Annotated in this window: 12 protein-coding genes; 2 read left to right on the forward strand and 10 right to left on the reverse strand. The window is 43.3% G+C overall.

What is annotated here, in order from left to right:
* Positions 1–4: 4 nt before the first annotated feature.
* The 7 genes from EMP01_RS00375 to atpB all read right to left on the reverse strand — a co-directional run bounded on the left by EMP01_RS00375 (position 5) and on the right by atpB (position 7,026).
* Positions 5–1,240 carry a BaiN/RdsA family NAD(P)/FAD-dependent oxidoreductase gene (locus EMP01_RS00375; RefSeq protein ID WP_129019515.1) on the reverse strand — a complete coding sequence of 412 codons (1,236 nt, stop codon included), beginning with the start codon at positions 1,238–1,240 and terminating at the stop codon, positions 5–7.
* Between the two features lie 20 nt (positions 1,241–1,260).
* On the reverse strand, positions 1,261–2,556 hold the full coding sequence (gene hemL / locus EMP01_RS00380; RefSeq protein ID WP_129019516.1) for a glutamate-1-semialdehyde 2,1-aminomutase: 1,296 nt from the start codon (positions 2,554–2,556) through the stop codon (positions 1,261–1,263).
* A 140-nt stretch (positions 2,557–2,696) separates the two neighbouring features.
* Complete coding sequence (atpA, locus tag EMP01_RS00385) at positions 2,697–4,274, reverse strand: F0F1 ATP synthase subunit alpha (protein ID WP_129019517.1); 1,578 nt, start codon at positions 4,272–4,274, stop codon at positions 2,697–2,699.
* 54 nt (positions 4,275–4,328) lie between these two features.
* Positions 4,329–4,889 carry an ATP synthase F1 subunit delta gene (atpH, locus tag EMP01_RS00390; protein ID WP_129019518.1) on the reverse strand — a complete coding sequence of 187 codons (561 nt, stop codon included), beginning with the start codon at positions 4,887–4,889 and terminating at the stop codon, positions 4,329–4,331.
* Positions 4,890–4,915: 26 nt separating this feature from the next.
* Entirely contained in the window at positions 4,916–5,410 is a 495-nt protein-coding gene (atpF, locus tag EMP01_RS00395) for a F0F1 ATP synthase subunit B (RefSeq protein ID WP_129019519.1), read from the reverse strand.
* A gap of 128 nt (positions 5,411–5,538) precedes the next feature.
* Positions 5,539–5,784: an ATP synthase F0 subunit C gene (atpE, locus tag EMP01_RS00400; RefSeq protein WP_129019520.1), complete on the reverse strand. Its 246-nt coding sequence runs from the start codon at positions 5,782–5,784 to the stop codon at positions 5,539–5,541.
* Positions 5,785–5,832: 48 nt separating this feature from the next.
* Positions 5,833–7,026, reverse strand: coding sequence for a F0F1 ATP synthase subunit A (gene atpB / locus EMP01_RS00405; RefSeq protein ID WP_237559433.1), 1,194 nt, complete (start codon positions 7,024–7,026; stop codon positions 5,833–5,835).
* A 353-nt stretch (positions 7,027–7,379) separates the two neighbouring features.
* On the opposite strand from atpB, the gene EMP01_RS00410 reads away from it, so the two are divergent.
* The gene (locus tag EMP01_RS00410) at positions 7,380–10,850 is read left to right on the forward strand and encodes a BamA/TamA family outer membrane protein (protein WP_129019521.1); all 3,471 of its coding nucleotides are present in this window, start codon (positions 7,380–7,382) and stop codon (positions 10,848–10,850) included.
* Between the two features lie 77 nt (positions 10,851–10,927).
* Here EMP01_RS00410 and EMP01_RS00415 read toward each other — a convergent pair whose 3' ends face one another.
* From EMP01_RS00415 to EMP01_RS00425, 3 genes are all read right to left on the reverse strand, one after another.
* A complete protein-coding gene (locus tag EMP01_RS00415) occupies positions 10,928–11,623 on the reverse strand; it encodes a YjjG family noncanonical pyrimidine nucleotidase (RefSeq protein ID WP_129019522.1) in 696 nt (231 codons plus the stop codon).
* Between the two features lie 13 nt (positions 11,624–11,636).
* Positions 11,637–11,942 carry a DUF4286 family protein gene (locus tag EMP01_RS00420; RefSeq protein ID WP_129019523.1) on the reverse strand — a complete coding sequence of 102 codons (306 nt, stop codon included), beginning with the start codon at positions 11,940–11,942 and terminating at the stop codon, positions 11,637–11,639.
* 118 nt (positions 11,943–12,060) lie between these two features.
* Positions 12,061–12,495, reverse strand: a complete 435-nt coding sequence (locus EMP01_RS00425) for an Hsp20/alpha crystallin family protein (protein WP_129019524.1) — start codon at positions 12,493–12,495, stop codon at positions 12,061–12,063.
* Between the two features lie 406 nt (positions 12,496–12,901).
* Between EMP01_RS00425 and EMP01_RS00430 the strand changes: the two genes are divergently transcribed.
* Positions 12,902–14,896, forward strand: coding sequence for a hypothetical protein (locus EMP01_RS00430; protein WP_129019525.1), 1,995 nt, complete (start codon positions 12,902–12,904; stop codon positions 14,894–14,896).
* The last annotated feature ends 43 nt before the right edge of the window (positions 14,897–14,939 follow it).

Here is a 14,939-nt window from a genome sequence, read left to right on the forward strand (position 1 = left end):
AGACTTAAGATGCTGCAATGCTCTGGGCAGCGATAAAACCCGTTGTCCAGGCATTCTGAAAGTTAAACCCTCCGGTTACTCCATCTATATTCAGAATTTCTCCGGCGAAGTATATACCCTTTTGCAGTTTACTCTCCATCGTATTACTATCTACCTCAGATAAGTCTACACCTCCAGCCGTAACGAATTCTTCTTTGAAGGTCGTCTTCCCTTTTACCTCAAATTCCATAGCAGCAACGTTCTTCAAAAACCGGTTAAAGTCCTTTGCCGGAAGATCACCCCAACGCATATCAGCAGCTATACTGCTCTCCTGCATCATATACTCCCATAGCCTTGCGGGTAATCCAAGCCCTTGTGTATTCATCACTTTTTGTTGCGGATGCATCTGACGATACTCCAGCAGGTGCTGGCGCAGGGTTTCTTCATTGAACTGATTCAGCCAGTTGACCTGTATTTTAAACTGGTACTGCTGCTCTGCAAGATACAATGCACTATAGGCACTCAATTTCAGTACTGCAGGACCGCTCAGCCCCCAATGGGTTATCAGCAAAGGTCCGGACTGTTGCAGCTTAGTACCATTGATGCGCACCTGTGCATCCGGAACACTTAGTCCCATAAATTGTGTAATCGGGTGTTTGGGTATATTGAAGGTAAACAGAGAGGGAACCGGCGGATTGATCTGATGTCCTAAAGGTTTGAGCCATTCAAACATATCCAGCTTAGGAAAACCACCGCTGGCAATTACCACAACATCGGCAAAGAGAGCTTCCCTTCCCTGTAGTTGTATGGTATAGCCACCATCCGCAGCAGGACTTACCGACTGTACGGCATGTTGCATGCGCAGATCGACACCTTGCCGCTGCACTTCCTGCATCAGGCAGTCAATGATGGTTTGCGACTCATCTGTAACAGGAAACATCCGGTTATCGGCCTCTGTCTTCAGCACTACGCCACGCTGACGAAACCAGGCAATGGTATCCGGTACAAAAAAATGATGGAAGGTCTTCTTTACAAATTTTCCGCCGCGTGGATACTTTTTTGCCATTGCTGCAATGCTATCAGCATTATGGGTAACGTTGCAACGACCGCCCCCACTGACTTTCACCTTACTCAGCCATTTATTACTTTTCTCCAGCAATATTACTTTCTGTCCCGGGCGATGCGGAATATTAGCCGCACAGAAAAAACCGGCGGCACCGCCGCCGATAATCACAATAGTTTTATGTGTGCTCTTATTCAAGAATAGTCCGGATGTAAATATTAGGCTAATAATTCTGCCAGGCTTTCTTTAGCACAGGCAATTGTTTTGTCCAGATCAGCATAAGTCAATGCGTTGTTCAGGAACCAGCTTTCATATGCAGAAGGTGGAAGATAAACTCCTCTTTTCAGCATGGCATGAAAGAATTTATTGAAGAAGGCAATATCAGATGCTGCTGATGTAGCAAAATCGATTACCGGTTGTTTAGAGAAATGAATGCTGATCATACTGCCCATCTGGTTGATCACATAATCTACCCCACTTGCCTTTAGTACTTCATCCAATCCGTTGCGCAGGTATATCGTTTTTTCTTCCAGTTCAGTATAATATTCCGGGTGAGATTTCAGTTGGTTCAGTAAGGCATAACCGGCAGCCATAGCCAACGGATTGCCACTTAAGGTTCCGGCCTGATACACATTACCCAATGGGGCAATATGCTCCATGATCTCACGCTTACCCCCAAATGCGCCTACCGGCATACCTGCACCGATCACTTTACCATAGGTTACCAGGTCGGCATCAATACCCAGGCGCTCCTGGGCACCACCTGCTCCCATACGGAAACCGGTCATCACCTCATCAAAGATCAGTATAATACCTTCCTGGGTACAGATTTCACGCAGGCCTTTAATAAAGTCTTCCTGCGGAAGGATGCAACCCATATTACCTGCGATCGGTTCGATAATGATCGCTGCAATTTCATTTTTATGTGTTGCTACCAGTTCTTGTACTGCGGCCAGGTCATTGTAGGGTGCCGTAAGGGTATCATTGGCAATACCTGCGGTTACTCCCGGTACATTCTGTATGCCAAATGTCGCCACACCACTACCTGCTTTAACCAGAAACATATCGGCATGTCCGTGGTAGCAGCCTTCAAATTTGATAAACTTATTCTTGCCGGTATAGCCACGGGCGAGGCGTATAGCCGACATACAGGCTTCAGTACCACTATTCACCATACGGATCAGGCCTACATTTTTAGTCATAGATATGATCAGTTCTGCCATCTCGATTTCCAGCAGGGTTGGCGCACCGAAAGAAGTAGAATCACCGGCTTTTTCTTTTATAGCCGAGATCACTGGTTCGTAAGCATGCCCCAGGATCATAGGTCCCCAGGAAGCAATATAATCGATATACGACTGACCATCTTCATCATAGAGGTAAGCACCGCTGGCCTTCCTGATAAACAGTGGTGTGCCACCCACGCTTTTGAATGCTCTTACCGGCGAGTTTACACCACCCGGTATACTATGCTGTGCTCTTTCGAATAATGATTTAGATGAAGTGTATTCGTACATAACTTATTGTTTTGCTTTTTCCGGCTGCGAAATTACGATTTAAAACGAGGATGGTCAAGGAAAATACGGGAATATGCCTGTTCTTAAAAACAAAAGTGCTCTGTCAAAGGACAGAGCACTTTTTATATCATTACAGATGATTATTTGTATTGAGGAATTAAGCCTTTAGCTAATTCAAGCATTTGGTTGATACCATCTTCAGGTAAGTTTCCTTTTTTGAATTCAGCCAGAACGTTAGGCAGTTTGCTTTGCATTTCCAGCATGAACTGGTCTTCAAACGCTCTGATGTTCTTAACTGCAACTTCTCTTAACAGGTTGTTGGTACCTAAGTAGATGATAGCAACTTGCTTCTCTACTGAATACGGACTGAACTGTGCTTGTTTCAGGATTTCCACGTTACGTGCACCTTTATCAATTACGTTTTTAGTAGCCGCATCCAGGTCACCACCGAATTTAGAGAATGCTTCCATCTCACGGTAAAGCGCCTGATCCAGTTTCAGTGTACCGGCAACTTTCTTCATAGATTTGATCTGAGCAGAACCACCTACGCGGCTTACAGAGATACCTACGTTGATCGCCGGACGGATACCAGACAGGAATAAGTTAGTTTCCAGGAAGATCTGACCATCAGTGATCGAAATTACGTTGGTAGGGATGTATGCAGATACGTCACCAGCCTGAGTTTCGATAATTGGTAATGCAGTCAGTGAACCACCACCTTTTACCATATGCTTGATAGACTCTGGTAAGTCGTTCATGTTCTTAACGATGTTGTCATCATTAATTACTTTCGCAGCTCTTTCCAGTAAACGGGAGTGCAAGTAGAATACGTCACCAGGATAAGCCTCACGACCCGGCGGACGACGTAACAGCAGAGATACCTCACGGTAAGCTACCGCTTGTTTTGACAGATCATCATATACAACCAGTGCAGGACGACCAGTATCACGGAAGAACTCCCCGATAGCGGCACCAGCGAATGGAGCATAGAACTGTAATGGAGCAGGATCAGCAGCAGAAGCAGATACGATAGTTGTATAAGCCATTGCACCGTGTGCTTCCAGTGTGTTCATTACTGCAGCTACAGTAGATGCTTTCTGACCGATAGCTACATAAATACAATATACTGGTTGACCAGCTTCGAAAAATTCTTTTTGGTTGATGATGGTATCCAGACAGATAGCAGTTTTACCAGTCTGACGGTCACCGATAACCAGCTCACGCTGACCACGACCGATAGGAATCATCGCATCAACAGATTTCAAACCAGTTTGCAGTGGTTCTTTAACCGGCTCACGGAACAAAACACCTGGCGCTTTACGCTCGATAGGCATTTCATATAATTCGCCTTTCAGAGGACCTTTACCATCGATAGGTTCACCCAGGGTGTTTACCACACGGCCAACCATACCTTCACCTACTTTGATAGATGCGATACGACCAGTACGACGTACAGTAGAACCTTCTTTGATTGAGTCGCTTTCACCCATCAATACCACACCCACGTTATCTTCTTCCAGGTTCAGTGCGATAGCTTTAGTACCGTCTTCGAACTCCACCAATTCCCCTTGGCGCACACCACCAAGACCATAAACGCGTGCAATACCATCACCAATTTGTAATACGGTACCCACTTCTTCTAGGTCAGCAGAGCTGTTAAAGTTGCTCAATTGTTGGCGCAAGATCGCCGATATTTCGTCCGGTTTGATTTCAACCATTGTTATGAATATTTAATAATGATTTAAAGATTTTATGTTGTCTGTTGCTTGAAATTAAATATCAGCAACAAATGCATTTTTGGTAAATTGATTTCTGATATCTGTAAGATCTCTGGAGATACTCATATCGAAAGATTTATCACCCACCTGCAGTTTAAAACCACCAATGATCGCTGGATCAATAATAGTTTTATATACCAGTTTATCATTACCCAGGCTTCTTTTGATCTGAGCAGATAACACTTCCATCGTTACTGTATCCATAGGATAAGCAGTAGTGATATGAACGGTTTGGATATTATTTAATTCCTGATATTGAGCTTCGAAGGCATTAGTCATTTCTGCCAGGTTCGCTTCTCTACCTTTCTTCACCAACAGGTTTATGAAAGCGTTAGTCAGCGTGCTTATTTTGCCGGCAAAAATAGACTCGAGTACAGCCGATTTCTTATCACCTTTTACTAAAGGACTTTGTAAGAGCATCTGTAAATCGCGGGAATGCCCGATAGCATTCTGCAAAGTCTTCATATCACTCAATACCGCTTCCACATTATTTTGTTCTTTTGCAAGATCCAATAATGATTTAGCATATCTTGAAGCGAGACGTGGATTAGGCATTTACGGGTAATTTGAATGATTTAAAATTAGTTCAATTTGATTTCTTCAGCTAACATTCTGATGTAATCTGCCTGAGAGTCAGCAGCATCAAGTTTCTTACGCAGTACTTTTTCTGCAACAGCAACAGCCATGTTACCGATTTCGTTTTTCACATCAGTCAGTGCAGCATTTTTCTTCAGTTCGATCTGAACGCGTGCATCTTCCATGATTTTATTAGCTTCAGCTTTCGCCTGCTCTTTAGCTTCGTTGATGATTTTATCCTTAGCATCTTTAGCTTCTTTCAGCATAATAGAACGCTCTTCACGAGCTTCCTGCAACAGACGTTGATTATCTGCCTGCATTTCAGCCATTTCTAATCTTACTTTTTCAGCAGAAGCAATAGAGTTTGCAATACCGGTTTCACGCTCATTCAGCGTTTTCAGAATTGGCTTCCACGCAAATTTTTTCAGGATGAACAGAACGATTAAGAATGCTACCAATGTCCATACGAAGAGACCTAAAGCTGGTGTGATTAATCCCATTGTTGATTATATTGTAATGATTAGAGATACTTGTTTTTGATATTTTTTTTAATGCTTAAATAAATTACGCCCTCTGCCCTTCGCGTCGGGCGTAATTTAATCTTTTGTGTTAGCCTTGCAGCAATGGATTACATTACTACAGCCAGCAGACCAGCGATTACACCGAACAGGGCAACACCCTCGATGAATGCAGCAGTCAGGATCATGCTAGAACGGATGTCACCAGCAGCTTCAGGTTGGCGAGCGATAGACTCAACCGCACCTTTACCGATTTGACCAATACCGATACCAGCTGCTAAAGCCGCGATACCTGCACCAATAGCACCTAATCCAGCGCTTTCTCCTGCTAACATTACAGTGTTCAATAAAGACATTGTATATATATTTAAGTGATTAAAAAACTTGTTTATGAAAATTTTTGATTACAGTACTAATTCGTTTTCGCTGTGTGCATGATCAATTCCGTGCTCGTGTGCATCATGATGACCTTCTTCTACCGCCTGGCCGATAAATACAGCAGTCAGGTTAGTGAAGATGAATGCCTGAATAGCTGCTACCAGTAATTCCAGACAGAACATGAAGATAGAGAATGCAATTGATACCGGTGCAAAACCCCAACCTGCTGCCTGATTCATAGCTCCGAAGATGAAGATCATAGAGATTACACTCAGGATAATGATGTGACCCGCCAGGATGTTTGCGAAAAGACGTATAGTTAAGGCAATAGGTTTAATGAACAGAGAGATGATCTCGATCACTACCAGTAATATTTTAGCTGGCAATGGAACTCCTGGAGGATTGAATAAGTGACCCCAGAAATGCTTGTTGGCACTGAACAGGATTACGATGAACGACACCAGGGATAAAGCTGCAGTTGCTGCGATATTACCGGTAAAGTTTGCTCCGGAAGGAATCAGACCTAATAAGTTGTTGATCCAGATAAAGAAGAACACAGTCAGCAGTAATGGCATGAAGCGCATGTATTTGTGACCCAGGTTTGGTTTAGCTACCTCGTCTCTTACAAATGTGATCAATGGCTCGATCGCATTCTGTAATCCACTTGGCGCTTTCATTGCACCGTTCTTCTTATATTTATTAGCCACAGTCAGCATGATCACTAATAACAGTGCCACAGACAGTAACATAGAGAATACATTCTTAGTAATAGAGAAATCTTTGATCGCAGCGCCGTCCAGAGAAATGATCTTACCGGTTTTGCTTTCCAGAGCAGCCAGCTCTTCTTCAGTGGCACCAGCTTCTTTACGCTCATGGATAAAGTGCTCGGTAACCAGCTGATATCCTTCGTGTGCCACATGACCATGCTCCAGATTAGAAGACATGAACATATTCAGTCCTTTCTCAGGATGATAGATAATAACAGGCAAAGGCATAGAAACCGGGTGCTCATTTATATCCATTACGTGCCAGTCATATGCATCGCTGATGTGACCGAAAATAATCTCTTTAATATTCAGTTTTCCTTTTTCCTCATGATGAGCTTCTGCCGCAGCAGGGGCTTCCGCATGTTGTGTTGCTTCCTCTTGTGCAAAAGTGGTTCCAAATGCACTAAAAACAAGCATCAAAGTAGCCAGAAACAGTTTAGATTTTTTTAACACGTTTTCGAAATTTTGTGCAAAGATAAGGGTTTTGGTTTCAAAACAAACAGAATAAATAAAAATTATCGCATATAGAATTTAATATCTATTTCAATCTGAGCAACACTATGCTACAAAACAACATTTTCAAATATTATATCTTTTTTCGCATATAACAATCTGCAATACGGCAGTACCCGCATTATATGTTTTTCCAGGCCCGAAATGCCTGTTCCTCAGGACTTAAGACATACCAGATCAGATGATCTGAGCGCGGCGATTTTCCTATAATAATTGCCGCTTACTATTATATTTAACAATATTTGTGTAAATTCGAAGCCAGTTCACCTATTACATTGAACTCAAAGAGCTTTATGAGAAATAGAATCTATGCTTTCTCTGGTTTTATGCTGCTAAACCTGTCTGTCGCTATACAAGGACATACCCAGACCAATATTGAACTATTTGGTCAGAACAGGATTCAGGGGAAAAATTTCAACTGGAAGTATTACGAAACCACCCGTTTCAAAGTATACCATTATGACCGGGCAGGCACCGACCTGGCCAGGTATGTTGCTGAACAGCTGGAACAGGACCTTAGCGCCATTGAAAAGCAAATGGGCAATCTTTTTCCAGGTCAGTTGAATGTAATGGTGTACAATAGCTATGACGATTTTCAGCAAACGAATATCGGGCTTACATCCAACAATAATATACATAATAATACAGCAGGACGGGTAAACCTGGTAGATGACAAGCTTGTTATCTACTTTACCGGCAAGCACAGTGACCTCAAGCATCAGTTGCGCTCCGCACTGTCCGGCATTATATTGGCCAAGACTACTTTTGGTGACAACCTGATCGATGCCTTAAAGAATTCCCTGATCCTGGACCTGCCTAAATGGTTTACGGAAGGATACCTGGATTATGTGGTAGATGGCTGGGACACCCGATCTAATAATGAATGGAAAACACTGGTGAATACAGGTAAACGGGTGAAATTTGAAGAACTGGCCCGTAAATACCCCCAACTCTCCGGCAAAGCCTTCTGGAAATACCTGATTGATAAATATGGCACTAAAGAGGTGCAGGACTTTATCTTCCTTACCCAGAACGATACAAAGATCAATAAGGCGGTTAAAGCGCTGACGGGGATGAAGATCGTACCGAACTTCGACTCACTGGTCGCTTATTACCAGGCTGCATACACTGCCGATCTGCAATTACAGACCGACGTTACAGCAGAGGCGGCTTTGCTGAATATTGAGAACAACGATGATCAGCGCAGAATCTCTAATGTGAAAGTATCGCCACGCGGTTATGATGTGGCCTATGTTTCCTGGAAGAATGGTATGTATGATGTATACCTGGAAAGCACCCGCACGATCGAAGGTGCTAAAACAAAACTGAAATCAAATATTGTCAGCGGCGGATACATCAATCATAACGAAAGCGATGATCCGGACTACCCTATTCTTGCCTGGAGCAATACCGGCTATAAACTGGGGATTGTATATAAAAAATACGGACTCATTTACCTGAAGGTTTATGATGCAGTTAAGGCAAAGATCGACATGTTCCGCATCTCCAGCCAGAAGTTTGACCGCGTACTCAGCTTCACTTTTATGGAAGATGATGATATGATCGTTATGTCTGCGATCAAGAACGGACAAAGTGATCTGTTTGAATACCGCCTGAAAAGAGGCCGTGTCAACCAGTTGACCAATGATGTATATGATGACCTGGAACCGAACTTTGTAAGCGGGGGTTCCCGTAAAGGTGTTGTCTTCCTCTCCAATCGCCCGGAGCCGTTCATTAATATCCAACCCTTACCGAACGAGTTGCCTACCGGCAACCTGAAAGGATATTTTTATAATGCTACGACACAGAGCTATGAGCTGATGCCCCTCACGCCTAACGAACAGGCCGAGGTACGACAGATCATTCCATACGGACAGGATAACTTTGCTTACCTGACCAATGGAAATGGTATCATTAACCGAAACGTTATTTCCTTTACCAGAGATGAGCGTAATCGCGATGTTGCCTATAGCATTCCTGCTACTGATGGTAATTACAATATCCTGTACCAGCAGTACAACCCTGCCAGTAAGAGCATTGCAGATGTAATCAAGACGCCGGATGGTGTCAAGGTATATTTCCGCAGCATAGAACTGCCTTCACCATTCGGCGATCTGCGTCCTGCAAACAGAACCCAGTCAAGCCTGGTAGAGGAACCGTTCCTGAGCAATACCAAGAGTAATGTAATCATTAAAGACAACCGCAGCAGCAATGCGGCCGGCAGTAAGAGAGACCGTCAGTCCAGCCACAACAAAGAAGTTGCAGCAGCCGATGGTCTGAATATACAGGAAGGCAACAACCTGCAAAGCCGTTTCAATAACAGGAGGAGGAGATCGAATACTCAATATCCAAGTGGTGCTGACAGCACTGCGGTAAGCAATCCTGTACGTCCTGAATCCAGCGAATTTGCACAAAAGCTGGCTGGTGGCAGCAGCACGGTCGTAACTGATACGCAAAAGCAGAAGCATATTGTGTATGTAGACAGTACTTATATAAAACTCAAATCCAGACAATACAAGCCAAGTTTTAAAACAGACTTTTACAGCCTGCGACTGGACAATAATATTCTCTTTACCCGTTATCAGAATTTTACAGGAACCCTTACTACCCCATCTCTTGGCGGTATGATTTCGGCTAGTGTATATGACAAGATGGAGAACTACCGCTTTACAGGTGGTATGCGCATTCCTCTGGGCATAAACGGTTCTGCCTATTTTGTGCAGTTCGATAATTTCAAACGAAGAGTAGACTGGGGCTTCACTTATTACCGTGAGGCTAAAAATCAGCAGGTAAACCTGGTGGCAACCACTTCTGCAGGACGGGAGATCTTTACATTGCCGATCAAACCAATGGTCAATATTATCCAGGGCTATGCCAATTATCCGCTGGACAAAACGAAGAGCATACGCCTGAATCTGGGACTGAGACAGGATCGTACCATTTTAAGAACGGTAAACCCGATCAGTACTGTTATTCCGGATGAAGATAAATACTACATCACCTCAAGAGCGGAATATGTGCATGATGACACCAGGGCTATTCTGCCGAATATCTATGATGGTCTGCGCCTGAAATTGTATATGGACTACCTGTATAAATTCCATGACGATAACGTGTATACGACCAGTGAACAACCTCGTCCGAAATCAGGTGGGTTTTATAATTTCGGATTTGATATCCGTTATTACAAACCGGTATATAAAAACATGATCTTCGCGGTACGTACTGCAGGTGCGCACTCCGGCGGAAATGAAAAGATATTGTATATGCTGGGTGGTGTGGACAATGCCCTCAATGCCAAGCTGGACAACTACCCTATTCCATCGAGCCAGTTTGCATTCCAAAGCCTGGCAACTAGTATGAGGGGCTATAACCAGAATGCACGCAATGGCAATACTTATATGGTAGTGAGTGCAGAATTAAGAATGCCGGTATTTGAAACACTGTTCCGCAAGCCGGTACAGGCCAGCATCTGGAAGAACCTGCAAGCTATTGCATTTGTAGATGCCGGTAGTGCATGGCAGTACTTGCTCCCTAGCCGAGATGACCAACGCAGCAGAGCGGCAACTTTTATCTCTCCCAACAATCCTAACTCACCGGGCAATATAACCCTTACGATCAATAATGCAGGTAACAACTCTGTAGGATTAGGTTACGGTTTAGGACTGAGAACTATGGTGTATGGCTACTTTGTACGATTTGACGGTGCCATGAACCTGGATAACAAGTTTACCTACCATCTGGCACTGGGATTTGATTTCTAAAATTTCTAAGTATTAATGATACATAATAAAGGAGCGATATGATATCGCTCCTTTATTCATTTATATACAAAGTATTATTACAAAATTCTTTTCAGTTCGCTGAGGCAGGATATCTCAAAAGTAGGGCGCTCGTTATGCGCCACTTGTTCCGGATTGAAATATACCTGATCCATCCCAAATGACTGCGCACCCAGCACGTCTGCTTCCAGACTGTCTCCGATCATGATCGAGCGCTCTTTATCAGCACCTGCAAGTGATAAGGCATAGTCAAAGATGGGCGCATGCGGCTTCAGGCTATTGCTCGTTTCTGAAGTAATGACATGAGAAAAATAATGACCGATACCAGTAGCATTCAGCTTCTTCCATTGTGTGTCTTCAAACCCATTTGTGATCAGGTTTATATCGTACGACTGCTCCTTACAATAGTCCAGTACCTCTACTGCATGCGGGAAGAGACTTTGCTGGTAAGGCAGCATATCCATATACACCGCGCTTAAGTCTCTGGCAAGCCGCTCATCACCGATCTTAAATTCGATCAGGGTAAGCCACATACGCTTCCACTTCAGATCTTCTCTACCGATAAAGCCATTGCGGTAACGGGCCCAGAGCCGGTCGTTGTGTGCTTTGAACCGCTGATGAAAAGAAGTCAGGGAATCTACTCCGCGATCTGCAAGATGATGTTCATGATAGATATGCTCCAGTGTATTAAAGGAGTTCTGTTCAAAATCCCAGAGGGTATGATCCAGGTCGAAGAATATCGTTTTATATACCATATGGTTAGGTGGTCTAGTGAATGATCTCCATGATGGTTCTGAAAGAGATAAATGCATTGCCGAAACGCTGATGCCCCAACTCTCTCAGGCGATCATCCTGTTCACTCATAAAAGTATCATAGTTCTCCGTAGTGTCACAGTAAAATTGTGTTACGTACATTAAGCCTTCTTCATCATCATTATCTTTCAGTTTGCAGAAACGGTATTCACCAAACAAACCAGTCGCCATCATTTCCTTGATCCACGTTTCTTTCATCCATTGCAGCCATTCCTTTTCAATCCCGTGCATTACCTTAGTTGTAATATTCAGTATCAGCATTCTTTTTTTCGCGCAAAGATAAGCATTAGTTGCCTGATGCTTATGTGATAAAAACCATGCAGCATACAGGTAGTCCTGTATGCTGCATGGGCATATTGTTTCTTTTCTTTTGATCGCCTTATTGGATCGCGATTTCGATCTGTGCTGGTTTTACCGGCTCTTTCTTAGGCAATGCAATGCGCAGGATGCCATTCTCATAACTGGCATTGATTTTCGTTGCATCTACTTTCTCTCCCAGTGTAAAGCTTCTTTTAAAAGAGCGGATACCGAATTCACTTCTCAGTAATTTACCGGTAGTATCTTTAGCAGGCTCATGCTTTTCATAAGAGATGGTCAGCATATTGTCCACAACATTCAACTTGATATCTTCTTTTGATACACCTGCTGCCATTACTTCAATATAGAAGCTGTTGTCCTGTTCAGAAATATTTACCGGAGGTTGCATTGTTGCCTGTCCGTGATCATCTCTGAACACATTATTGAATCTTCCGTCAAACATAGAATCGATTAATTCACCAAAGTTTTTTACCGGGTTTGCATTTACTGTTTTCATAATTATCTTGTTTTTTTAATGTTTTAAATAATGAAGTATACAGGGTTCTAGAACAAGTATAATACCAACAATAAAAATAAGACATTTTGACACCTAAATTAATTTAAAGGAGACAAAATGTCCGAATAAGGGTACAAAATTGCATTTCATCCTGTCAAAACTTAAATAATCGGTTAAAAAAATTGACCATTTCCCCAAAAAACATTTCATAATTCCATTTATTTTTATGAAATTTGCAGTACTTACGATGGGTTAGTAAGTAAAGTTCGAAGGGCTGTTGTTTAATTACAACAGCCTTTTTTTATGCCGAATCCTGGCCCTGAACACTGCTATTATACAGCTGTATAAAGATGCAGCAATTAAAATTCTAGCCCGTATCTTTACCTGATATACGCTTATCAACACTATGACCTGGCTTTACTGGACGATCGCTATACTATTCGGACTGCTGCTTGCAGTGCTGACCTACAGAAAAGATAAACATAAAGACATTCCTGTAAAATGGCTGCCCGCTACCCTGCGTTTTTTCATCGGCAGCATGACCGCTTTATTGTTACTCGCTCCGGCATTTCCCGGGCTGAGCAATAGCGAAGAGCGACCGCATATTATATGGCTACAGGACATATCATCTTCTACACAACAATCATTAGGACAATACGCCGGCAGCTTCAAACAGAAAGAACAGAAAGTTATCGAACAACTCTCTGCAAAGTACACCGTAAATACCTACGGCTTCGGCAGTAAGCTCATCAAGGACAGTATTTATACTTATACAGAAAAGGCAACTGATATTGCAACTGCACTTACCGATATTGCCAACCAGAACCAGGACAAAAATATAGGAGCGATCATCATCGCATCGGACGGAATATACAACCAGGGCGCCAATCCTGCATTTGTGCAATTGCCCAATCCCATACCAGTATATACCATTGCACTTGGCGACAGCACTACGCCTAAAGATGCGCGCATAGAAGCTATACATGCTAATAAAATTGCTACACTAAACAGCACTATAGAAATATTTGCAGATATCATTATTACCGGACTGGATGGCACACAAGCCAATATCACCCTAAGTCAGAATAATAAATCGATTGCTACACAAACAGTAAGCATACATAACAACAGCTACACCGGCAGCATCAGCTTCAGCACTACTGCGCAGCCTGCAGGTGTACAACGATACACCATCAGTATTGCACCTATTGCAGGAGAACGCAACCTGCAGAACAATAGTCTATCTACGATCATTGAAGTAACCGAGAAGAAAGGCCGTATTTTATTACTGGCTGCAGCTCCGCATCCCGACATTGCTACGATACATACTGCACTGAAAAATTCCGGACAATATACCGTAGATCTTTCTACCAACGGCAGTATACCAGGCGACCTGAACAGCTACCAGGCAGCGATCGCATACCAGTACTACCCTGCCTCAGGATTGGGCGATCTTCCGGTATGGTACATACTAGGCACGCAAAACAATGCAGATATTTTAAGAAAGGTCAATGCACTGACCGGCAATCTGAATCCGGCGGCACGTGCCCTGAACCCAGGATTAAATGCAGGATTCAACCTGTATACTTTACCGTCAACCGCAAAACAAAGCATTCCTAAAATGCCTCCGCTTAATGGTGTGGGGCTTACTTTGAAATCAGGCAATAACAGCATCATCAATGATGCCGGCGGCAGCAGTATATGGAGCTATCACCAGGGCAATCCATCTTACAGTATCCTGAACGGAGAGGGCTTATGGAGATGGAATATATATGAATACAAGAACTTCCACAACCAGCAAACCACAACTGAGCTGGTACGCCAGACGATCAACTTTTTGCAGGCAGCCAAAGATGATAAACCTTTCAGACTGATCCTTCCGAAGAACAACCTCACGGACAATGAGCCATTGATTATACTGGCAGAGTTGCGTAATCCTAACGGCACATTGAATAATGTTCCGGAAGCGACACTCAGCCTGAAAAACCTGAGCAATACACTGACCTACAATTTCGAAAAAGCAGGCAACAGCTATCGCATCAATGCAGGACTGCTGGCCGCAGGTACTTATAATATTACTGCCAAAGTAAGCCTGAACGGCAAGACATACGAAGACGCTGCCTTGTGCTACGTTTCCGACATTCCCCTGGAAGCCTTACGCACACAGGCCGACTATCCGCTGATGCACCAACTGGCCCGCCAGCATGGAGGTGCATTCTTTACCCAATACAATTTTGAAAAACTAACCGATAGTCTGCTGGCTAACCAGCAGATACAAACAAAGATCCATAGCAGAATAGAAGACAAACCCCTGGTCGATTACAAATGGCTGTTCTTCCTGATCATTGCCCTTGCCGCTACTGAATGGTTCCTTAGAAAATTTTGGGGCATGACGGCTTAGCAAACCGATTGCGCCTTATCTTTACAATAAACAAAAAAACATA

The sequence above is a fragment of the Edaphocola flava genome (assembly GCF_004118155.1).
Taxonomy (GTDB): Bacteria; Bacteroidota; Bacteroidia; order Chitinophagales; family Chitinophagaceae; genus Edaphocola; species Edaphocola flava.

Excerpts from the sequence above, each read along its gene's own strand:
- atpF (WP_129019519.1), bottom strand. The coding sequence starts at position 5,410 with ATGGGATTAATCACACCAGCTTTAGGTCTCTTCGTATGGACATTGGTA.
- EMP01_RS00410 (WP_129019521.1), top strand. The coding sequence starts at position 7,380 with ATGAGAAATAGAATCTATGCTTTCTCTGGTTTTATGCTGCTAAACCTG.
- atpA (WP_129019517.1), bottom strand. The coding sequence starts at position 4,274 with ATGGTTGAAATCAAACCGGACGAAATATCGGCGATCTTGCGCCAACAA.
- EMP01_RS00415 (WP_129019522.1), bottom strand. The coding sequence starts at position 11,623 with ATGGTATATAAAACGATATTCTTCGACCTGGATCATACCCTCTGGGAT.
- EMP01_RS00425 (WP_129019524.1), bottom strand. The coding sequence starts at position 12,495 with ATGAAAACAGTAAATGCAAACCCGGTAAAAAACTTTGGTGAATTAATC.
- atpE (WP_129019520.1), bottom strand. The coding sequence starts at position 5,784 with ATGTCTTTATTGAACACTGTAATGTTAGCAGGAGAAAGCGCTGGATTA.
- EMP01_RS00430 (WP_129019525.1), top strand. The coding sequence starts at position 12,902 with ATGACCTGGCTTTACTGGACGATCGCTATACTATTCGGACTGCTGCTT.
- atpH (WP_129019518.1), bottom strand. The coding sequence starts at position 4,889 with ATGCCTAATCCACGTCTCGCTTCAAGATATGCTAAATCATTATTGGAT.
- EMP01_RS00420 (WP_129019523.1), bottom strand. The coding sequence starts at position 11,942 with ATGCTGATACTGAATATTACAACTAAGGTAATGCACGGGATTGAAAAG.
- hemL (WP_129019516.1), bottom strand. The coding sequence starts at position 2,556 with ATGTACGAATACACTTCATCTAAATCATTATTCGAAAGAGCACAGCAT.